16 protein-coding genes and 1 tRNA gene are annotated in these 21824 nt (G+C 72.0%); 9 read left to right on the forward strand and 8 right to left on the reverse strand.

Annotation, left to right across the window (positions count from 1 at the left end; genetic code table 11):
* Positions 1–9: 9 nt before the first annotated feature.
* From ACZ61E_RS09670 to ACZ61E_RS09680, 3 genes are all read right to left on the reverse strand, one after another.
* Positions 10–285 (reverse strand): hypothetical protein, encoded by a 276-nt coding sequence (locus tag ACZ61E_RS09670; protein WP_469699006.1) that lies wholly within the window; start codon positions 283–285, stop codon positions 10–12.
* Positions 286–529: 244 nt separating this feature from the next.
* The gene (locus tag ACZ61E_RS09675) at positions 530–3106 is read right to left on the reverse strand and encodes an ABC transporter permease (RefSeq protein WP_469699007.1); all 2577 of its coding nucleotides are present in this window, start codon (positions 3104–3106) and stop codon (positions 530–532) included.
* Complete coding sequence (locus ACZ61E_RS09680) at positions 3103–3891, reverse strand: ABC transporter ATP-binding protein (RefSeq protein WP_469699008.1); 789 nt, start codon at positions 3889–3891, stop codon at positions 3103–3105. The genes ACZ61E_RS09675 and ACZ61E_RS09680 overlap by 4 nt, the downstream gene beginning before the upstream one ends.
* A gap of 530 nt (positions 3892–4421) precedes the next feature.
* Between ACZ61E_RS09680 and ACZ61E_RS09685 the strand changes: the two genes are divergently transcribed.
* Positions 4422–6053 carry an MDR family MFS transporter gene (locus ACZ61E_RS09685; RefSeq protein WP_469699009.1) on the forward strand — a complete coding sequence of 544 codons (1632 nt, stop codon included), beginning with the start codon at positions 4422–4424 and terminating at the stop codon, positions 6051–6053.
* Positions 6054–6130: 77 nt separating this feature from the next.
* Here ACZ61E_RS09685 and ACZ61E_RS09690 read toward each other — a convergent pair whose 3' ends face one another.
* The 3 genes from ACZ61E_RS09690 to ACZ61E_RS09700 all read right to left on the reverse strand — a co-directional run bounded on the left by ACZ61E_RS09690 (position 6131) and on the right by ACZ61E_RS09700 (position 10883).
* Entirely contained in the window at positions 6131–7054 is a 924-nt protein-coding gene (locus tag ACZ61E_RS09690) for a cellulose-binding protein (RefSeq protein WP_469699010.1), read from the reverse strand.
* Between the two features lie 293 nt (positions 7055–7347).
* The gene (locus tag ACZ61E_RS09695; RefSeq protein WP_469699011.1) at positions 7348–9900 is read right to left on the reverse strand and encodes an SUKH-4 family immunity protein; all 2553 of its coding nucleotides are present in this window, start codon (positions 9898–9900) and stop codon (positions 7348–7350) included.
* 5 nt (positions 9901–9905) lie between these two features.
* Complete coding sequence (locus ACZ61E_RS09700; RefSeq protein ID WP_469699012.1) at positions 9906–10883, reverse strand: SMI1/KNR4 family protein; 978 nt, start codon at positions 10881–10883, stop codon at positions 9906–9908.
* A 402-nt stretch (positions 10884–11285) separates the two neighbouring features.
* Between ACZ61E_RS09700 and ACZ61E_RS09705 the strand changes: the two genes are divergently transcribed.
* Both ACZ61E_RS09705 and ACZ61E_RS09710 read left to right on the forward strand, forming a co-directional pair.
* Positions 11286–11798: a YwqJ-related putative deaminase gene (locus tag ACZ61E_RS09705; RefSeq protein WP_469699124.1), complete on the forward strand. Its 513-nt coding sequence runs from the start codon at positions 11286–11288 to the stop codon at positions 11796–11798.
* Positions 11799–11805: 7 nt separating this feature from the next.
* Positions 11806–12294, forward strand: coding sequence for an SUKH-3 domain-containing protein (locus tag ACZ61E_RS09710; protein WP_469699013.1), 489 nt, complete (start codon positions 11806–11808; stop codon positions 12292–12294).
* 222 nt (positions 12295–12516) lie between these two features.
* Here the strand turns inward: ACZ61E_RS09710 and ACZ61E_RS09715 are convergent, their stop codons facing one another.
* Positions 12517–13854 carry a sensor histidine kinase gene (locus ACZ61E_RS09715; RefSeq protein ID WP_469699014.1) on the reverse strand — a complete coding sequence of 446 codons (1338 nt, stop codon included), beginning with the start codon at positions 13852–13854 and terminating at the stop codon, positions 12517–12519.
* A gap of 287 nt (positions 13855–14141) precedes the next feature.
* On the opposite strand from ACZ61E_RS09715, the gene ACZ61E_RS09720 reads away from it, so the two are divergent.
* From ACZ61E_RS09720 to ACZ61E_RS09745, 6 genes are all read left to right on the forward strand, one after another.
* Positions 14142–14214, forward strand: a tRNA-Gln gene (locus ACZ61E_RS09720).
* Between the two features lie 117 nt (positions 14215–14331).
* Positions 14332–15780 (forward strand): bifunctional UDP-N-acetylglucosamine diphosphorylase/glucosamine-1-phosphate N-acetyltransferase GlmU, encoded by a 1449-nt coding sequence (gene glmU / locus ACZ61E_RS09725; RefSeq protein ID WP_469699015.1) that lies wholly within the window; start codon positions 14332–14334, stop codon positions 15778–15780.
* Positions 15781–15890: 110 nt separating this feature from the next.
* Positions 15891–16868 (forward strand): ribose-phosphate diphosphokinase, encoded by a 978-nt coding sequence (locus ACZ61E_RS09730; RefSeq protein ID WP_469699016.1) that lies wholly within the window; start codon positions 15891–15893, stop codon positions 16866–16868.
* Positions 16869–17078: 210 nt separating this feature from the next.
* Positions 17079–17666, forward strand: coding sequence for a 50S ribosomal protein L25/general stress protein Ctc (locus ACZ61E_RS09735; protein WP_469699017.1), 588 nt, complete (start codon positions 17079–17081; stop codon positions 17664–17666).
* Between the two features lie 96 nt (positions 17667–17762).
* Positions 17763–18359: an aminoacyl-tRNA hydrolase gene (pth, locus tag ACZ61E_RS09740; protein WP_469699018.1), complete on the forward strand. Its 597-nt coding sequence runs from the start codon at positions 17763–17765 to the stop codon at positions 18357–18359.
* A gap of 65 nt (positions 18360–18424) precedes the next feature.
* Entirely contained in the window at positions 18425–18898 is a 474-nt protein-coding gene (locus tag ACZ61E_RS09745) for a hypothetical protein (protein WP_469699019.1), read from the forward strand.
* A 126-nt stretch (positions 18899–19024) separates the two neighbouring features.
* Here the strand turns inward: ACZ61E_RS09745 and ppc are convergent, their stop codons facing one another.
* Complete coding sequence (gene ppc / locus ACZ61E_RS09750; protein WP_469699020.1) at positions 19025–21802, reverse strand: phosphoenolpyruvate carboxylase; 2778 nt, start codon at positions 21800–21802, stop codon at positions 19025–19027.
* Positions 21803–21824: the final 22 nt, after the last annotated feature.

Here is a 21824-nt window from a genome sequence, read left to right on the forward strand (position 1 = left end):
CGGCCGCGCCTAGTCCCAGCCGTTGACAAGCTTGCAGAACGCCAGGGCCGTCCCGGCGGCCTTCTCGGGGACGACGACGGCGGCGGCGGCCGACTCACACGCCGTCACCGGGTGGGGCGCGCCCGGCGCCGCGACGGGGGCGGAGGCCGACGCGGTCCCCGCGGACAGGGTCAGCGCGGCCGTACAGACACCGAGGGCGAGTGCGGTCCGTGCCGAGCGGAGGGTGCGAGCGGTACGCGAACGGGCCGTGGTCTTCTTGGAGTTGCAGTGCGGTACGCCGAGCACAATTCCCCCTGTTGAATCGTTCCGTCGGACCGGATCGCTTTCCGGTGGCACGACCATGACAGCGGGTGTCTCGAAATGGGGGGCCGGGACGTGTCAGCTTGTTGCATCTACGCGCGCAGCTTGTTGTCAGCACAGCCCTGACCAGGGCGGACAAAAACCGCTCCGGTGGACGTCAAGGACGCCCACCGGAGCCGAAAATCACCTAGCGGGTGCCGGTGGCGGCGGGTCGGCCGCCACCGGACCGTCAATCCGTGGCGATCGCATTCAGGACGTTCATCCGGCCCGCCCGGAACGCCGGGACGAGCGCGGCGAACAGTCCCACGAAGGCCGAGGCCACGAACACCCCGGCGATGGTGGGCCACGGGATCTCCAGGACCTCCAGGCCCTCCAGGGCGAGGATCTTCTGCGCCGCCGTGCCCCAGCCCATGCCCAGGCCGAGACCGAGCAGGGCGCCGAAGAGGGCGATGACGACCGACTCCAGCCGGATCATGCGCCGCAGTTGACGGCGTGACAGGCCGATGGCCCGCAGCAGTCCGATCTCCCGGGTGCGCTCCACGACCGACAGCGCGAGGGTGTTCACCACACCCAGCACGGCGACGACGATCGCGAGTCCGAGCAGACCGTAGACGATGTTCAGCAGCTGGCCGATCTGGTCCCTCAGGTCCTGCTTGAAGTCCGTCTGGTCCTGCACCTTGTACTGCGGGTACGCGGCGAGCGAGTCCTTCAGCGCCGCGTACGCCTCCTTCTCCTTGCCGTCCTCGGCCGCCGCGAACATGATCATGTTCTTCGGCATCCGCTCGGCCGGCAGATACCGCTCGGCGGTCGCTATGGACAGGTACATGGCGCCCTTGTCGACCGACACGTCGTCCGAGGTGATCGCCGCGATCCTCAGCTTCGCGCTCTCGCCGCCCTTGAACGCGACGGTCAGCTCGTCGCCGACCCCGACACCGTGCTCCTCGGCGAAGACGTCGCCGACGGACATCGAGTCCCGGTCGTACGCGGCGGACAGCTCGCCCCCGACGGTCTCGCGGCGCAGATCCCGCGCGTACGTCGAGTCCGCCGCCACCAGGTCCTCACCGACGGTCTTCCCGTCGGGCGTGGTGAGCCTGGCCTCGACCAGCCGGTACTCGGTGACGTGCGCGATTCCGGGGGCTCTCTCCAGCGCCTCCTGGGCCTGCGGCACGATCGGCTGACCGGTACCGGACTGGATGATGAAGTCCGCGCCGACGGTCTTGTCCAGCTCGTCCGTCGCCGAGGCGACCATCGACGAACCGACCACCGACAGACACGCCACCAGGGCCAGACCGATCATCAGGGCCGCGCCCGTGGCTCCCGTCCGCCGCGGGTTGCGCAGCGCGTTGCGCTCGGCCATCCGGCCGACCGGGCCGAAGCCCCGCAGCACCACGCCGCTCAGCAGCCGGACGACGAAGCCGGCGAGCAGCGGACCCACGACGACGAAGCCGATGAGCGTGAGCACGACTCCCACGCCGAGGAACAGCGAGCCCTCGGCCGCCTTGTCGGCCTGTGCGGAGACGAGCAGCGCCGCGGCACCGCCGCCGGTGAGGACCAGCCCGATCGCGCCCCGGATCCGTCCGGCGCGGCCGTCGGCCGGCGTACCGGCGTCCCGCAGCGCCGCCATCGGCGAGATCTTCCCGGCCCTGCGGGCCGGTATGTACGCGGCGAAGACGGTGACGACGACACCGAGCACCAGCCCGATCGCGGGGGTCGTCCACTTCACGGTGAGGTCCTGGGTGGACAGCTCCATGCCCATGGACGACATGAGTTCCATCAGCCCGACGGCGAGTCCCACACCCGCGGCGACACCGGCGACGGAGCCGACGATCCCGAGCAGGACGGCCTCCAGCAGCACCGAGCGGTTGACCTGCTTGCGGCTGGACCCGATGGCCCGCATCAGACCGATCTCGCGGGTCCGCTGGGCGACCAGCATGGAGAAGGTGTTGACGATCAGGAAGATGCCGACGAGGAAGGCGATCCCGGCGAAGCCGAGCATCGCGTACTTCATCACGTCGAGGAACGACCCGACGCTGTCCCGGCCCGCGTCCGCCGCCTCCTTCTGCGTCTGGAGCTTGTACGTGCCCCCGAGCGATCCCGCCAGGTCCGCCTTGAGCCGGGCGTCGCTGACCCCGGTGTCCGCCACGACGTTGATCTGCGTGAACAGGCCCGTCCCGCCGAGCAGTCCGCGCTGGGCGGTCTCGGTGTCGAAGTAGAGGACGGCGGCGCCCGGGTTGGTCACCTTGAAGGTGGCGATCCCGACGATCCGTGCCCGCAGGTCGCCCGTGACCGCGATGGTGCGCAGCTCGTCGCCGAGCCTCAGGTCGTGCTTGTCCGCGGTGTCGGCGTCGACCATGACCTCGGTGGGACCGCGCGGGGCGTGCCCGGAGGTGATCTCCATCGACCTGAGGTCGTTGTCGGTCCAGTTGCCCGCGATGGTCGGGGCGCCGGAGGACGCGCCGACGTTCTTGTTCTCCGTGTCGACGACGGTGACGCTCATGCTGCTGACCGCGCCCTCCGCGGACTTCACGCCCGGCGTCTTCTCGACACGGCCGACGACGGAGGCCGGCAGCGACTCGGGCTTCCCGGTCTGCGACGGTGACTCGTCGGCCGCCGCCGCGCCCTTGGGGCTGACGGTGACGTCGGACGCCGTCGACGCGAAGAGCTTGTCGAACGTGGTGTTCATGGTGTCGGTGAAGACGAGCGTCCCCGAGACGAACGCCACCGACAGCAGGACGGCGACGGCGGAGAGCGCCATGCGGCCCTTGTGCGCGAGGAAGTTGCGCACGGAGGTCTTGACGACGGTCACGACGTCCGCCCCCGAGCGTCGAAGTTCTTCATCCGGTCGAGGACCTGCTCGGCGGTGGGGCTGCGCATCTCGTCGACGATCCGGCCGTCGGCGAGATACAGCACGCGGTCCGCGTAGGAGGCGGCGACCGGGTCGTGCGTGACCATCACCATGGTCTGCCCCAGCTCGTCCACCGACTTGCGCAGGAAGTCCAGCACCTCGGCGCCGGCCCGCGAGTCCAGGTTTCCGGTCGGCTCGTCACCGAAGATGATCTCGGGCCGGGCGGCGAGCGCGCGGGCGACGGCCACGCGCTGCTGCTGACCGCCGGAGAGCTGGGTCGGCCGGTGCCCCAGCCGCTCGGCGAGCCCGACGGTCTCCACCACCCGCTGGAGCCACTGCCGGTCGGGCTTGCGGCCCGCTATGTCCATCGGCAGCGTGATGTTCTCCAGCGCGTTCAGCGTCGGCAGCAGGTTGTACGCCTGGAAGATGAAGCCGATCCGGTCCCTGCGCAGCTGGGTGAGCTTCTTGTCCTTGAGCTTCGTGATCTCGGTCTCGTCGAGATGGATCTCCCCCGAGGTCACGGTGTCGAGCCCGGCGAGGCAGTGCATCAGCGTCGACTTGCCGGAGCCCGAAGGGCCCATGATCGCGGTGAACTGCCCGCGGTCGATGTCGACATCGACGTGGTCGAGCGCGACGATCCGGGTCTCCCCCGCACCGTAGGCCTTGACGACCTGGCGCGCTCGCGCGGCGACGGCCAAGCGCCCTCCCGTGCCCCCGTGCTTGGGGATGGTCACAGCCGTTGTCACGGTGAATCTCCTAAAGTCCGTCGATGGTCAGGCGTGTTGAGGCACACTGCGCGCCCCGCGCCGGTGTTGGTGGTGTGGTGGTGTGTCCGCGGCGGTCGGCCGCGCGACGTGGTGTCGCGCGACCGGCCGTCGTGCGGCAGACGGGCCGGTGGGTGCTCCCGCCGGCTCGGACTTGAGTCTGCGCGCCCGAGCCCCTCCGGCGCGCTGGGGAAAAACTCAGACTTCTGCTGAGGTTTTCCTCAGGATTTCCGGGTGGTAGCCCCCCCTCGGACCCGCTCCCCCTCACCGCCCGGCCCCCCGGCCGGCCCCCGTGCGGTGTAAGACCAACTTAAAGAACCGGCACGCCTCTTCTCCTCCTCCAGCGGGACGAACCGTCCCTGGGCGTAAGTAGGGAGAACCACCTAAGGGCTCTCCACCCCGGGGTGGAGCCGCTCTGAGGGTTGCCTCCGGGGCACAGGCCGCACCCTGCCGCGGTGCCGGGGTCGGATGAGATGGTGTCCGGGGAGATACCTGCATAGGGAAGGGATTCTGTGACCGCCATACCCGAGCGCGCCGCACCCGGGCGCCGCCGCGGTCCCGTCGTCGCCGCGCTGATGCTCGGCATGGCACTGGCCGCGCTCGACGGCACGGTCCTCTCCACCGCCGTCCCGCAGATCGTCGGGGACCTCGGCGGCTTCTCCGTCTTCTCCTGGCTCTTCTCCGGCTACCTGCTCGCCGCGACGGTCACCCTCCCCGTGTACGGGAAGCTCTCCGACACCTTCGGCCGCAAGCCCGTGCTGATCGCGGGCATCGTCCTCTTCCTCATCGGCTCGGTCCTCTGCGCCACCGCGTGGAACATGGGATCCCTGATCGCCTTCCGCGTCGTCCAGGGCCTGGGCGGCGGCGCGATCCAGGGCACCGTGCAGACCATCGCCGCCGACCTCTACCCCCTCAAGGAACGCCCCAGGATCCAGGCCAGGCTCTCCACCGTGTGGGCCGCTTCCTCCATCGCGGGCCCGGCGGTCGGCGGGCTGCTCGCGGGGTACGCCGACTGGCGCTGGATCTTCCTGATCAATCTGCCGGTGGGCGCGCTCGCCCTGTACCTCACCGTCCGCCACCTCCACGAGCCCGGCCGCACACGCGCCCGCGAGAAGGCGGACACCACCCGTACGGAGCGGGGGCCGGGGCGCGCGGTCACCCCGCCCCGGCCCCGTGTCGACTGGGCGGGCGCGCTCGCCGTCTTCGCCACCGGCACGCTCCTGATCACGGCCCTCGTCCAGGGCGGGGTCGCCTGGCCCTGGCTCTCCGCCCCCTCGATCGCGCTCCTCACCGGCACCGCGCTGCTCGCCGCCGTGACCTTCCTGGTGGAACGGCGCGCGGCCGAACCGATCATTCCCGGCTGGGTCTGGCGGCGCCGCCCCATCGCCGCCGTCAACCTCGCGCTCGGCGCACTCGGGCTGCTGATGATCGCCCCGACGGTCTTCCTGCCGACGTACGCCCAGTCCGTGCTGGGCCTCGACCCGACGGCCGCCGGTTTCGTCCTCTCCGCGATGACCCTGACCTGGCCGATCAGCGCGGCCCTCGCCGACCGCGTCTACAACCGTGTCGGCTTCCGCCGCACCGCGATCACCGGCATGTCCTTCGCCCTGCTGGTCCTGCTGGCCTTCCCCCTGCTGCCCTTCCCCGGCCAGGCATGGCAGCCCGCGCTGCTGATGCTGCTGCTCGGCGGGGCGCTCGGACTGTTCCAGCTCCCGCTGATCATCGCCGTACAGGGGACGGTCGGCTGGTCGGAGCGCGGTACGGCCACCGCGTCGATACTCTTCTGCCGCCAGCTCGGCCAGAGCGTGGGCGCCGCGCTGTTCGGCGCGCTGGCCAACGGCATCCTCACCAGCCGGCTCGCCGACGCGCCCGCCGACGGCCTCCCGCGCGAACTCGACTCCGTGGCGCACGCCCTGGACGATCCGGCGTCCCTGACGGCCGGCGCGGCCGACTTCCTGCGCCGCGCGGTCGACTCGGCGGTCGACGCCGTCTTCCTGGGGGCGGCCGGCGCCGCCGCCCTCTGTCTGCTGGTGCTCCTCTTCGTGGCGCCGCGCCGCTTCCCCGTACACCAGGACCCCGCGCCGGATCCGGCCCCGGACACCCGGCCGAGCAGGGCGGGCGACACCGCTACGGACGCCCCCTGAGCGACGGGCTCCTCCTTGTGAGGGCGCGCCCGGCCGTCCGGCCGTACGAGGGTGCCCGGTCGGCCGGCCCTGCGGCCCTACGAGGCCGGCCGGTCGTCCGCCGGCTCCGTCCCGTCCTGCGCGGGAGCCCGGCCCGTCAACGCCGCCAGGCTGTTGCGCACATGCGTCATCCGCGCCCGCACCTCCTCACGGGCCTCGGTGTGCTCCCGCAGGATCCGCTCGGTCTCCCGGACCGTCCGCTCCCGCGCCGCGCGTGCCCGCCCGATCAGCTCCTCGGCGCGAGCCGCCGCGTCCTCCCGGATGTGCCCGGCGTGCTCCTCCGCCTCCGCGAAAGCACGCCTGGCGTCCGCCAGTCGAGCGTCCGAGCGGGCCGCCAGCTCCGTCTGGCGGGCCTGGGCCGCCGTGTCCCGGTCGGTGAACTCCCGCGCCGTCGCGGCCAGTCGCTCCGCCTGCTCCTGGGACAGCTCGGTGAGCAGCGCCTCCGTACGCTGCCGGATCTCGTCGAAGCGCGTCTGCGCCGCGCCCCGTACCTCCTCGGCGTCCCGGCGCGCGGCCGTCCGCAGCCCGTCGGCGGCGGCCCGCGCGCCCTCCACCGTCCGTGCCGCGTGCGCGTCCGCGTCGGCCGTGAGCGCCTCCGCGTCCGCGCGGGCCGCCTCGCGCGTCCGGCGGCCGTCGTCGTCCGCCGCGTCGGACACCGCCTGCGCGTCCTCCCGGGCCGTGGCACGCGCCGCGTCCGCCTCCTCGGCGGCCAGGGCCAGGATCTCCCGGGCCCGGTCACCCAGCGATTCGTACGTCTGCGGCGGCAGCGCCTCGACCTGCCGGCGCAGCAGTTCGGCCTCCGCCTCCAGACGCCCGGCGAGCTCCGTCAGCCGCCGCTCGTGCGCCTGGGCGTCCTCCCGGTCCCTGGCCAGTTCCGTGACCCGCCGGTCGACCTGCTCGGGGCGGTAACCACGGCCCCGGACGGGATCGAAGCCGTGAGCCGATGCCCGTGCAGCAGCCATTCCTGAAGCCTCTCTCCGACCGACGGTGACAGAAGCGGACGTCCTCGCGGAAACGTCCCACCCGTCCATCCTTCTCAAGGATGCGGCATTTGACGCCGGGTCCCCGGCGCCGCTTCCGTACCGAGGACGCGGCCGACGCGTTCAAGCCACCGCCCGATCCCGGTACCGGCACGGCGAAGGCGCCCACCGTGGTCCACGGTGGGCGCCTTCACTCGGGGTCGTACGTGGCGGATCTCACCGGCCCGCCGGGAGCGCCGGACCGGCTCCCCGCGGCCGCAGCGCCGTCCGTCCGGTCAGAGCAGTCCGTCCCACATCTGCTCCAGCAGCACCGACCACCAGCTCTCCGGCGACGACAGCGCCGCCGGGTCGATCGCGGCCAGCTGCGCCTGGAAGTCGACCGTCCAGCGGCCCGCCTGCTCCGGATTCAGACCGAAACGCAGCCGCCACATGCGGCCGAGCAGCGCCATCGAGCGGGTGAACTCCGGCAGCCCGGTGTTCACGAACTGCGGCGGGATCGTCTGACCGCCCGGACCCGTCTCGACCGACACGGCCATGATGTGCGCCGTGCCGTACTGGACACAGATCGCCCGGCCGAAGTCGCTGCCCATGACCAGGTACGAGCCCGCGTCCGCCGCCGGCTGCACCTGCCGCTGCGCGGCCAGCTCGGCCAGCGTCGGCACCACGGGCTGCGGGGGCTGCGCCCAGAAGAACGGACCGAAGTCGCCCGGCAGCCCCGCCCACACGAGCGTGCGCGCCACGACTTCCGGTACGCCCTGACGGGAGACCGCCCGCTGGTCGAAGCGGCAGATGCCCTGCGGGCCGAACGCGCCCGCCAGCTCCTGCGCGATCGCCTCCGGCGGAACCGGCTGCGCCGGCGGGACCTGCGGCAGCGGGGCGCGCACCGGGGCGGGCCGCGCCGGACCGTCCGCGACCTGGTGCAGCTCGCCCTGGTGGGTGAGCAGATGCTGCATGCCCTGCTGACGGCTGGAGTGGTCCCTGCCGTACGGGGCGACGCTGGTGATCCGTACCTGCGGCCAGGTCTCGCGGATCATGCGCGCGCAGTAACCGCCGGGCAGCTCGCAGGACTCCAGCTCCGTGTGGAGCTCCAGCACCTGCTGCGGCGGCACGTTCATGGCGCGCAGCTCGTGCAGGATCTGCCACTCGGGGTGCGGAGTGCCGGGCGCCGAGCGGCGGATGAGCTGGGCCTCGGAGCCGTCGGGCGCGCGGTAGCGCAACACGGCCTGGTAGCCGGGGCCCACCGTCGGCATGCCGGTGGGCTGCTGCGGATAGCCGTACGAACCGGGCGGAGCGCCGGGAGGCGCACCGGGCGGGCCGGGCGGATGGGGACCGGGCGGCGGGCCGGGTACGGCACCGGGGCCGGCCAGCATCGTCGCGGCGTGGTGGACACCACCGGGGGGCGGCGTACCGGGGGCGCCGGGCGCACCAGGGGCACCGGGCGGACCGGGCGGCATGCCGGGAACACCGTGCCGGCCGCCCTGGCTCGGGTCCGCCAGCATCGTCGCGGCGTGGTGGGCACCACCGGGCGGCGGCGTACCGGGAACACCGGGCGGACCAGGCGGACCAGGCGGCATGCCGGGCGCACCGGGCGCACCCGGAGGTCCGGGCGGGCCCGGTGGACGAGGGCCGCCGGACGACGGGGACTGACCGCCCTGGCTGGCGTCCGCGAACATCGTCGCGGCGTGGTGGACACCACCGGGCGGCGGCGTACCGGGAACACCGGGCGGACCAGGCGGACCAGGCGGCGTACCGGGCGCACCGGGAGGTCCGGGCGGCTGCGGGCCCCCCGGTCCGCCGGGACCGACCTGGGGGGCGAGCTGTGTCGGCTGGTACCCGCCTGCCGGGGCGCCGGGCGGACCGGGAACACCGGGCGGCGGCGGGGTCGAGGGGCCCGCGCCACGCGCGCCGCCGGGCGGCGGCGTCGCCTTGCTCGTCGCCGCGTCGGCGATGTCACCGGGACCGGAACCGGGGCCGGGCGCACCCGGCCCGCTGCCGCCCGCGGCGTCCGGGTCAAGGCTCGGGGCCAGCGTCGTGCGCGGCAGATGACTGCCACCGGACATCAGCGCCGTCGGAGCGTCGGCCGCCGCACCGGGCGGCGGGGTGTCGTCGTCGTCCGCGCCCGAGAGCGGCGGTGCGAAGACCGTCGCCGGAAGCCCCACCGACACGTCCTCACCGGCGGCGTTGGTGTCCGTGCCGGCCCAGGGAGTCGCACCGGCCCGCGCCCCGCCGCCGGACCCGGCGGACCCGTGGTCCCCGCTGCGGTCGGCGTCGGGCCACGGCGAACTGCTGCTCTGCGAGGCCGAGACCGGCTCCGCGGGCGCGCCCTGCCCGTACCCACCGCCACCGGACGAACCCGCGCCCGCGCCGGAACCCACCGACGAGGACGACGACCCGGACGACGAGGACGGCGACGACGGCGACGACGGCGAGGCCGAGGACGGCGAAGGCGACCCCGGCACACCCATCCTGTCCGCCGCGTCCTGCAACCACTCCGGCGGAGTCAGCAGGAACGACGTCTGGTTCAGGTCGATGCGCTGCGGCGCCGTCGGCGGCTCCGGGGCCTGCGCCTGCGCCCCGTACTCCTCCTCGTACCGCCGGATCACCTCACCCACCGGCAGCCCCGGCCACAGCGTCGCCTCACCGCTGTCCCTGGCGATCACCAGCCGCTGGAGACCGCCGTCCGACCTCGGACCGTCCGCGCGGTCCTCCGCCCACACCACGAAGCCCAGCTCGAACTCCCGCACCCGCACCTCGCGGTGCTGGTACGCGGGCACGTCACCGTTGACCCACTCGTCCGCGCGTTCCTGCGCCTGAGCGAATGTCACCATCGCGCTCATCCCTCCACCGGGACGGCGCGGGCGAAGCCGCCGTCCACCATCAGGTTCGCCACCGTGTCCAGCTCCGGCGGATTGCCCGCCAGCCGGGTGAGGAAGGCGTCGAAGTCCTCACCACAGGGCAGCAGCAGGCGCTCCACCCGCTCCTGCACGCTCCAGCCGTCCCGGTCGCGTGCGTCGTCGTACGCGCAGAACCACACCGAACCGGCCGAATCCCCCCGCACCTTCACCGCGAGGATGCCGCCCTGGACGAACGCCACGCCCAGATAGTCCTTGGTCAGATGGTCCCGCAGACACTTGTTCACGTACAGCAGGTCGTTGACCGCCGCCTCCTCACGGACGGTGAAGAACGGCTGGTCCACCAGCAGCCCCAGCTCCGCGTCCAGCGCCGCGCCCACCGGGGCGCAGCCGCCCGCCGCCTTGAGGAAGGTGCGGTACGCGCCGGGCAGCCGGTAGCCGAGGTCCTCCTCGACACCGAGCAACTGCTGTTCGGTCACGGACACCGAGCCCTTCGGCAGCCCGAAGTGCACCGGCCGCGTCTCCTGAAGAGGACGCGTCCCGCGCTTGCCGTGGTCCACCGGGGTCGTCGCCAGTCCGCCGTGATGACGCAGCAGCGCCTTCACCTCCACCGGCACCAGCAGCAGCCGGCGCGAATTCGGCGCGTGGTGCCAGGTCCAGCCGTGCGGGGTCGCCACGGCGGGGATCGTGTTCCACAGTTCATGGCCGTCGGCGTGCAGTGCGGCGTTGGCCGACACGTAGTCCGTGAGCCGCAACTCGTCGACGCCGAAGCCCTCCGGGGGTTCGGCGATCTCGGCGGCGGCGCGCGCGTACGGCGAGAAGTCCGGGAAGCCGCTGCCGTCCACCGGCACACCCCTGGGGTGGCGGGAGGCCCGGACGGGGTCCGGGAATTGCACGACCTGCCCGGCGTAGGCCGCGTTCGGTGGCGCGGCTTGCTGCCCGGGCCGACCTGTCGTCATGGCGGATGCCCCCTGCTGGCTTCTGACTGGTTCGGCACAGCCTATGCGGTGAAGCAACAGGGGACGCTGCCCCTCCGGTCCGTCGACGGCCCTCGCCACGGCACTCGTTCGGGTGCCGGTGACAACCGGTCACCCCAGGTCACGCAGCGACGATGCCACGCCCCGAACCCGCCCCGGCTTCCGCACGACGTGTCACATTTGGCAGGCTGTCCCCCGCAACTCGGGGGATTGCGTGGGGATTGCGTAGGGAGGGACAACGCTTTGCACACAGCACAACAGGACACATCAGGTGATTCACGCCTGGGTTCACCGGACCGCCGGGCAGCGACGTCGGGGCGCCTCGTCACGGACATCGCCGGGGCCGACCGCGCCGGGACCACCCCCGCGACCTCGGACGGAACCCTGAACGGACCCACCGGGACCCCGGCCGTCGCCCCCTCCGGCGACCCGCGCCTGAGCTGGAGCAGCACCGAACCGCACCGCGCGCCCGTCCTGCGCCAACGCCGCGACGGAATCCTGCCCGCCGTCGCCGCCGCGCTGTCCGTGCGTGGTGAAAATCTCACCTGCACCGCGGGCAAGGCAGACCAGCCGCCCGCCCTGCACCCCCTCGTACAGGACTTCCTGGACACCCTCACCAGCGGCCAGCGTGAACGATTCACCGGCCGCTGCCCCGAAGCCATCCTGCTGTCCCGGCATCTCACCGCCGTCGAGGGCGCCCGCTCCAAACGCGCCCAGCGCAAGCCCCTCACCCCCGGCGAGGCCCGCCGCTCCCTCAAGCACGCCAAGCTCACCGCGCGCCGGATCCGCGAGGACGGCGACCCGCTGCACGGCAGCTACGCGCCGCCCTGCCGCTCCTGTACGGCGATGCTCGCCCAGTTCGGCGTACGCCCCGTCGACCCGACGCAGAACGGCTGACGACCCCGTGCCCGACCTCACCACGACCCGCTTCCCCGTCGCCGTCGACGCGGCCCTGCGCGAAGCCGGCTGGCAGCCGGGTCGCTGGGACATGCGGCAGGCCGAGGAGTGGGCGGACGCGCTGCGCGCCCACGTCACCCCGGCGGGACACAGGCACGCGGTGTTCGCGGCCGTCGTCGAGATCTGGGCGGAGTTCGGCGGGCTGACGGTGACGGGGCCCGGACCGGGGCGGCAGATCGCCCCCACGACCGTACGGTTCGACCCGCTGGCCGGCATCCATCTCGCCCGCACCCTCGGGGACCTCGGACGCTCCCTGGACACCGAGATCAGCCCCATCGGCGAGGAGGGCGGCGGACAGGCCGTGCTCGCCGTCGACGCCACGGGCCGCGTCTACTCCGTCGACCACACCGGCGACTGGTACCTCGGCCCGCACATCGACCACGCGCTCGCCGCACTGGTGACCGGAGCGCAGCCGCAGCGGCTCACATCGGACTGAGCGGCCGGACCGGAGGAACGGCGGGAAGGGGACGGGACCCCCGCTGGGTCGTGTCTTCGAAGTGGCGCCGTCCGCCCGCACGGCGGGGCCCGCGGCGGCCGGTGCGGTGCGGTGCAAGGCGGAGGACCGGTCCCGTACGGGGTGTACCCGGCCGACTTACGACCACGCGGCGAGGTGCCCGCGCCAGGCGCCGCGGGCCGGGCGGGACCTCGAAGACACGACCTACGCGCTGTCCCGGTGCGGCAGCACCGCCGACACCCGGAAGCCACCCGCGTCCGTCTCCCCCGACACGAACACCCCGCCCAGCGCCAGCACCCGCTCCCGCATCCCCACCAGCCCGTTCCCGCCGCTGGGGAGCCCGGCGTCGGCCGCGCCGTACGACGGACCGTTCTCCACCTGCATCGCGACCTCGGCCTCCCGGTGGGCCAGCCGCACCATCACCTTCGCCCCCGCCGCGTGCTTGTGGACATTCGTCAGCGCCTCCTGCACCACCCGGTACGCCGTCTGCTCCACCTCCGGGGCGTACATCCGCGTCACGCCCTGCACCGCGAGCTCCACCACCATCCCGGCGTCGCGCGACTGACCCACCAGCGCCTCGATGTCCTCCAGACCGGGACCGTCGTCGGCCGCCGCCGCCGCTGCCGCCGCCGCGGCGACGGCCACCGAGGCCAGCGGCACCGTCGAACGGTCCGCCCCCGACCCCGCGTCCGCCACCTTCCGCGCCGCCTGCTGCTCCCCCGCGCGCAGCACACCCAGCATCTCCCGCAGCTCGGTGAGCGCCTGCCGCCCCATGTCCCCCACCAGCGCGGCGTTCTTCACCGCCTTCTGCGGATCCTTCAGCGCCACCGCCTGCAACGCGGCGGCGTGCACCACCATCAGGCTCACCCGGTGCGCGACCACGTCGTGCATCTCGCGGGCGATACGCGTCCGCTCCTCCGTACGGGCCCACTCCGCCCGCTGCTCGGCCCGGTCGGCCAGCAGCGACAGCTCCTGCTCCAGACTGTCCGCCCGCTCCCGCAGGCTCTCCATCAGCCGGCGCCTGGCCCCCACGTAGAGACCGAGGAGCACCGGCGGCAACGACATGCTCAGCGCCATGAAGACGGCGATCAGCGGGATGTACCAGCGGGCGGAGTCGATCTCCACGCCGCTGACGTCCTGCCGCGTCCGTACGAAGACGACGATGAGCGTCCCCACGAGGGACATCCCGGCGAGCGCGCCGATGATGCGGCGGGGCGCGTCGGAGGCGGCGAGCGTGTAGAGCCCGACGACCGCGAGCAGCACGCCCATCTCGGCCGGAGTGACGGCGACGGAGACGAGCACGACGGCCATCGGCCACCGCCGCCGCAACAGCAGCACGGACCCGACCAGCACCCCGAAAACGACCCCGAGGGCCATCGGCAGCCGGGCGTTGTCGGCGAACCGGATCCCCTCGAACGCACACTCCAGGGCTGACGCCACGGCCAGCCCCACATCCAGCACGACGCTGCGCCGCCGCGTCCACCACCAGAGGCCGCGGGTGGTCAAGCCCCCGGCCTCCTGGTGTGCCCCCGTTGTGGTCATACCTCCCAGCCTACGGGCGGCCGCGACTCAATTTCCGGCGAGTGCGATCAGCACGCGAACGGGCCCCGCACAAGGGGAAAGGGCCTCGACCACACCGATCCGGCGAACCGAGCACACATTCGAGCCGGGGCGAGGGCGCGGGAGCTACGGCTCCAAGGACAAGGCGTATCGCCGGACCGAGTAACCAAACGTGCCGATCTGTACCGTCGCACGGAGGGCGCCTGGTACGGCATAGTGTTGGGTGCAGAATCAACGACCTGAAAGAATGTCCGTTTAGGTCGTGATATTCCCCCGTGGTGTAATCGGCAAGCACTGTGGTTTTTGGTACCACCAGTTCAGGTTCGAGTCCTGGCGGGGGAGCCGGCTTCTCGGGTCCTGACCTCTCCGGTCAGGACCCGCCTTCGTTTCCGTCCCGAAACCCCCCGGTATCCTGCGGATGTCAGCCACCCCGAGCATCCGAAGCCGAAGGGCATTCCCGTGAGCGCCAACCGCCCGGCCGCCGTCGTCGTTCTCGCAGCGGGTGAGGGCACCCGCATGAAGTCGAAGACGCCCAAGGTCCTGCACGAGATCTGCGGGCGCTCGCTCGTCGGTCATGTCGTCTCCGCCGCGCGTGAACTGGAGCCGGAGCATCTCGTCGTCGTCGTCGGGCACGCCCGGGAGCTGGTCGAGGGGCATCTGGCCGCCTCGTACGACGGGGTGCGGACCGCGTACCAGGCCGAGCAGAACGGCACCGGCCACGCCGTCCGGATGGCCGTCGAGGAGCTGGGGCGGGCCCCGGACGGCACCGTCGTCGTCGTGTGCGGCGACACCCCGCTGCTCTCCGGCGCCACGCTCGCCGCGCTCGCCGCGCGGCACGAGAAGGACGGCAACGCCGTCACCGTGCTGACCGCCGAGGTGCCGGACGCGACCGGCTACGGGCGGATCGTGCGGGACGGGGCGAGCGGCGCCGTCGTCGGGATCGTGGAGCACAAGGACGCGACCGAGGAGCAGCGAGCCGTACGGGAGATCAACTCGGGGGTGTTCGCCTTCGACGGGCGGCTCCTCGCGGACGCGCTCGGCAAGGTCCGCACGGACAACAGCCAGGGCGAGGAGTACCTGACCGACGTCCTCGGCATCCTGCGGTCGGCGGGGCACCGCGTCGGCGCCTCGGTGGCCGCTGATCACCGGGAGATCCTGGGCATCAACAACCGCGTACAACTGGCGGCGGCGCGCGGGCTGCTGAACGAGCGGCTGCTGGAGCGGGCGATGACGGCCGGGGTGACGGTGGTGGATCCCGGTTCGGTGCTGATCGATGTGACGGTGACGTACGAGCCGGACGCGGTCGTGCACCCGGGTACGCAGCTGCTGGGCTCGACGCATCTGTCGGAGGGCGCGGAGGTGGGCCCCAACTCGCGGCTCACGGACACCAGGGTGGGTGTGGGCGCGCGGGTGGACAACACGGTGGCCGTCGACGCCGAGGTGGGCGAGTCGGCCTCGGTGGGCCCGTTCGCGTACTTGCGTCCGGGTACGAAGCTGGGCGTGAGGTCCAAGGCCGGCACGTTCGTGGAGATGAAGAAGGCGACGCTCGGGGCGGGTTCGAAGGTGCCGCACCTGAGTTACGTGGGTGACGCGACGATCGGTGAGCAGACGAACATCGGCGCGGCGAGCGTGTTCGTGAACTACGACGGCGAATCGAAGCACCACACGACGATCGGCTCACACTGCAAGACGGGCTCGGACAACATGTTTGTGGCGCCTGTCACTGTCGGGGACGGTGCCTACACTGCCGCCGGGTCGGTCATCACGAAGGACGTCCCCTCGGGTTCGCTGGCCGTCGCGCGGGGCCAGCAAAGGAATATCGAGGGTTGGGTGGCCCGTAAGCGGCCGGGCAGCGCCGCCGCGCAGGCCGCCGCCGCGGCGGCCGAGGCGCTCTCGGTCGAAAGCTGACCGGAAACAGGCGCCTCGTGCAGCGCGTACCGTGATAGGTGCTCACGTTCGGCTGGCTCGCAGGGACGCGCGGGTGCAGCGGCAATCAACACGTCTGAGGAGACTGTGCTGTGACCGGGATCAAGACGACCGGCGAGAAGAAGCTGATGCTCTTTTCCGGCCGCGCCCACCCCGAGCTGGCCGAGGCCGTCGCCCATCAGCTGGGTGTCGGAATAGTGCCGACCAAGGTTTTCGATTTCGCCAACGGCGAGATCTATGTGCGTTATCAGGAGTCGGCCCGTGGCGCGGACTGCTTTCTGATCCAGAGCCACACGGCTCCGATCAATAAATGGATCATGGAGCAGCTGATCATGATCGATGCTCTGAAGCGGGCGTCGGCCCGGAGCATCACGGTGATCGTCCCCTTCTACGGTTACGCCCGGCAGGACAAGAAGCACCGCGGCCGTGAGCCGATCTCGGCCCGTCTGGTGGCGGACCTGATGAAGACGGCGGGCGCGCACCGCATTCTGACCGTGGATCTCCACACGGACCAGATCCAGGGTTTCTTCGACGGCCCGGTGGACCACCTGTTCGCGCTGCCGATCCTGGCGGACTACGTGGCGACGAAGGTGGACAGGTCGAAGCTGACGGTGGTCTCGCCGGACGCCGGCCGCGTGCGGGTGGCGGACCGCTGGTGCGACCGGCTCGACGCCCCGCTGGCCATCGTGCACAAGCGCCGCGACAAGGATGTCGCCAACGAGGTGACGGTCCATGAGGTCGTGGGCAATGTCGAGGGCCGTGTCTGTGTCCTGGTGGACGACATGATCGACACCGGTGGCACGATCTGCGCCGCCGCGGACGCGCTGTTCGCGCACGGCGCCGAGGACGTGATCGTGACGGCGACGCACGGTGTGCTGTCGGGTCCGGCCGGGGACCGGCTGAAGAATTCGAAGGTCAGCGAGTTCGTCTTCACGGACACGCTGCCGGATCCGGGCAATCTGGAGATGGACAAGATCACGGTGCTGTCGATCGCGCCGACGATCGCGCGTGCGGTGCGCGAGGTGTTCGAGGACGGTTCGGTGACGAGCCTCTTCGACGAGCAGGCGTAGCACGGAGGCGTGGCACGGCCGCGCGTCGGGTGCGGAAGATCGATTTCCGGGGCGGCCTTCCCGCCGGGTAGACTCACGGAGTTGCTCGGCGAGGGAGGCCGCTTTCATCAGCGGTTGTCCGTTATCGACGCGCTCTTCGTAGCAGGCTGTCGCGGCCGGGTGACCAGCGGTCCCATCGTCACCCATGAACCATCTACGAGGAGTGCAGCCATGGCTGAGGTCAAGATCAGCGCTGAGGTCCGGTCCGAGTTCGGCAAGGGCGCTGCCCGCCGCACCCGCCGTGAGAACAAGGTTCCGGCGGTCGTCTACGGTCACGGCGCCGACCCCGTTCACATCACGCTGCCGGGTCACGACCTGATGATGGCGCTCAAGACGGCCAACGCGCTGCTGAGCGTCGACATCGAGGGCCGCAAGGAGCTGGTGATCCCCAAGGCCGTCCAGCGTGACCCGCTGAAGGGCTTCATCAAGCACGTCGACCTGCTCGCGGTGAAGCGCGGCGAGAAGGTCGCGGTCGAGGTCCCGGTGCTGACCGAGGGCGAGCTGGCCCCGGGTCCGTTCCTGCTGGAGAACGTGCTGAGCACGCTGACCCTGGAGGCCGAGGCGACGCACATCCCCGAGTCCCTGACGGTCTCCGTCGAGGGCCTGGAGGCCGGTGCCTCCGTCGTCGCCAAGGACGTCACGCTGCCCAAGGGCACGACGCTGGTGACGGACGAGGACGCGGTCGTCATCCAGGTCCTGGCCGCGCAGGCCGAGGAGCCGGCCGAGGACGCCGAGGACGAGGCCGCCGACGAGGCCTGAGCCTCCGGCGAGTCCCGAGATCGCTTTGCCCGACGGGGTGGCGGGCCGTCCCCCCCACCCCGTTGTTCTTTCCGTCCTTGAGGAGGCGCAGCGCAGATGACGACCGATGTCACCGCCCCGTGGCTGATCGTGGGCCTGGGCAATCCCGGCCCTGGTTACGCGGCCAACCGGCACAACGTGGGTTTCATGGTGGCCGATCTCCTCGCGGGCCGGATCGGCGGTTCGTTCAAGCGCGCGCAGAAGGCACAGGCGCAGGTCCTGGAGGGCCGGGTGGGGCCGATGGGGCCGGGCAGCCGGCGGGTGGTGCTGGCGAAGCCGCTGTCGTACATGAATCTGTCCGGCGGGCCGGTCGCCGGGCTGCGTGACTTCTACAAGGTGCCGACGGCCCATGTCGTGGCGATCCATGACGAGTTGGACATCGATTACGGCGTCCTGCGGCTGAAGCTGGGCGGCGGGGACAACGGGCACAACGGTCTGAAGTCGATGACCAAGTCGATGGGCCCCGACTACCACCGGGTCCGCTTCGGGATCGGCCGGCCGCCGGGGCGGATGCAGGTGGCCGATTTCGTACTGAAGGACTTCTCGTCGGTGGAGCGCAAGGAGTTGGAGTTCCTCGTGGACCGGGCGGCCGACGCCGTCGAGTGTCTGGTGACGGAGGGGCTGGAGCGCGCGCAGAGCGCGTACAACTCCTGACAACAACGGCCATTTGTCGGCCACAAGTTGACCGACCGCGTCCGGATGGCCAAGGATCGCGGTCCATGAAGCCGAGCTCCTCCTCCCAACTCGCCCTGTCGGTGGGCCGCCGCGTCGCGATGGCGTGCGTCGCCGGGCTGTTGCTCGTCGCGGGTTTCTGGACGTCCTGGGACTCGGCGCAGCACGTGCTGCTCTCCAAGGGCCGCGAGCACGGCACGCTGTCGGTCACCGAGTGCGGTGAGACGACCTGTACGGGCACATACGACCCCGAGGGGCCGCCGCCACCGCGTGCGGGGGCGCCGATAGAGCGGTCGGTGGCGGTGGAGAAGGGCCGGGAGTACGAGGTGGTGCTCAAACCCGGCACCGAGGAGCTGGTCCGGGCGGGCTCGTCCGGCGTCCTGCTGGCCTGGGTGCCGCTGGGCGGCGCGCTGCTGCTGGCGGCGCCGGTGGTCGGCGGCGGGATGCGGCTGACGCGTACGGCGTGGGGTACGGCGCTGGCGGGGGCGCTGCTCCTGGCGGGGGCGTTCTTCGCGCTCTGAACGGTGAGCCGGGCGCCGGACGGGTCGTCCCCGTCCGGCGCCCGGCCCCGTCCGGCGCCCGGCCCCGTCCGGCGCCCGGCCCCGTCCGGCGCCCGGCTCCGTCGTCCGCCCGGCTCCGTCGTCGGCTCAGCCGGTGTTGCGCAGCCCTGCCGCCACTCCGTTGACCGTCAGCAGCAGTGCCCGCGAGAGCAGCGGGTCGGGTGCTTCCTCGCGGGCCGCTGCGGCGCGCTGGCGCGCGAGCAGCGAGACCTGGAGATAGGAGATCGGGTCGAGGTAGGCGTCGCGGATGGCGAACGTCTGCCGCAGCACCGGGTTGGAGCCCAGCAGCTGGTCGTTGCCGGTGATCCGCAGGACCTCCCGGACCGTGAGCGCGTGCTCGGCCTCGATGGCGGTGAAGACGTGCTTCAGCTCGTCGGGCACCAGGGTGTCGACGTAGTGCCTGGCGATCCGCAGGTCGGTCTTGGCGAGGGTCATCTCGACGTTGGAGAGGAAGTTCCGGAAGAAGTGCCAGTGTTCGTGCATCTCGTCCAGGACCGGGTCGAGACCCGATTCGCGCAGCGCCTTGAGACCGGAGCCCACCCCGTACCAGCCGGGCACGATCTGCCGCGACTGCGTCCAGCCGAAGACCCACGGGATGGCGCGCAGCCCGTCGAGTCCGGCGCCGGAGTCCGGGCGCCGGGAGGGGCGGGAGCCGAGGTGGAGGTCGGCGAGCTGGTCGACGGGGGTCGCGGCGAAGAAGTACGCGGGCAGGTCGGGGTCCTCGACGAGCTTGCGGTAGGCGCCGTGGGCCGCGTCGGAGACGGTGTCCATGGCGGCGTCCCAGCGAGCCAGCGCCTCGTCGGACTGGCGGGGCGCGGTGTGCAGCGCGGACGCCTGGAGGGTGGCGGCGACGGTCAGTTCCAGGTTCTCCCTGGCGAGGGCCGGGATCAGGTACTTGTCGGAGATGACCTCGCCCTGCTCGGTCACCTTGATCTCGCCCTCCAGGGTGCCCCAGGGCTGCGCGAGGATCGCGTCGTGCGAGGGGCCGCCGCCGCGGCCGACGGTGCCGCCGCGGCCGTGGAAGAGGCGCAGCCGTACGCCGTAGCGGTGGGCGACGTCGCGCAGTCGGCGCTGGGCGCGGTGGATCTCCCACTGGCTGGTGGTGATGCCGCCGAACTTGGAGGAGTCGGAGTAGCCGAGCATGACCTCCTGGACGTCGCCGCGCAGTGAGACGAGCCGCCGGTAGGAGGGGTCGGCGAGCATCTCGTCGAGGATGATGTCGGCGGCGCGCAGCTCGTCGGTGGTCTCCAGGAGCGGCACGATGCCGATCTTCGCCCAGCCGGAGTGGAGGTCGACGAGTCCGGCCTCGCGGGCGAGGACGGCGGCGGCGAAGACGTCGTCGGCGCCCTGGCACATCGAGATGATGTAGGACTCGATGACCTCGGGGCCGAAGCGCTCGAACGCCTGCTTGACGGTGTGGAAGACGCCGAGGGTCTTCTCGCCGGCGGCGTCGAGGGGCGCGGGGGTGGGGGCCAGCGGGCGGCGGGAGCGCAGCTCCTTGGCGAGGAGCTTCTGCCGGTACTCGCGCGGCATGTCCGCGTACCGCCAGGACTCCTCACCGAGGCGGTCGAAGAGCTGGCCGAGCGCGTGGTGGTGGGCGTCGGCGTGCTCGCGTACGTCCATGGTGGCGAGCTGGAGCCCGAACGCGGCGAGGGTGCGGATGGTGCGGTCCATGCGTCCGTCCGCGAAGAGGCCGCCGCGGTGGGAGCGCAGGGATTCCTGGATGAGGGTGAGGTCCTCCAGGAGCTGCGAGGTGCCGAGGTAGTCGCGGCCCTCGCTGTGCGGGGTGCCCTTGGCGAGGCGCTCGCGGGTGTTGACGAGTTTCTGCCGGATGCAGGTGGCCTTGAGGCGGTACGGCTCCTCCGCGTTGAGGCGCTTGTAGCGGGGACTGATCTCGGGCAGCCGGTCGAGGTCGGTGGCGAGCGAGTCGAGGAGTTCCTGGGTGGCGCCCGCGTACCGGATGGAGTTGGAGAGCTGGCCGCGCAGCTGGTCGATGAGTTCGAGCGCGTCGGTGATGCCGTGTTCGTGCTGGAGGATCAGTACTTCCCAGGTGACGGCGGGGGTCACGTTGGGGTTGCCGTCGCGGTCGCCGCCGATCCAGGTGCCGAAGCTGAGGGGGCGGGTGCCGGAGGGCAGTTCGACGCCGACGCGTTCGAGTTCGGCGACGAGGTCCTCCAGGACGTCGCCGACCGCTTCGGCGTGCAGTTCGTCGAGGTAGTAGATGGCGTTGCGGGCCTCGTCGGCGGGTTCGGGCCGTACGACGCGCAGCTCGTCGGTCTGCCAGATCAGGTCGATGGACTCGGCGAGCCGCAGGTCGTGGCGGCGCCGGTCGGCGGCGATGACGGGCAGTTCGAGGAGTTCGGCGATGCGGCGCAGCTTGTTCAGTACGGAGCGGCGCGCGGCTTCGGTGGGGTGCGCGGTGAAGACGGGGCGGACGCTGAGGTTCTTGACGGTGGCCCGCACATGGTCCGGGTCGGCGTCCTTCAGACGGTCGGCGGTCCGGGCGAGGAGCCCGCCCTCGGCCTCCCTGCGGTCGCGCATCTCGCGGCCGCGGTGGACCTGCTCGGTGACGTTGGCCAGGTGGAAGTAGGTGGAGAAGGCGCGGACGAGCTTCGCGGCGGTCTCCAGGTCGGTGTGGCCGAGCAGCGCGGCGGCTGCCTCGCCGTCCTCGCGGGTGAGGGCGCGGACACGCTCGACGAGGTCGAGGAGTTCGGGGCCCTCCTGGCGTACGAGGGTCTCGCCTAGGAGGTCGCCGAGCCGGCGGATGTCGGAGCGCAGCTCGACGTTGGAGGTGGCGCCCTCGGTGTGGGACGGCCGGTCTGTCGTCGGCCGGTCGGCGGTCGGGGTCTGGTCGGCACTGCTCACAGGTGCGGCTCCTTGCAGTGTT

The sequence above is a fragment of the Streptomyces sp. NPDC104581 genome, from assembly GCF_055583685.1.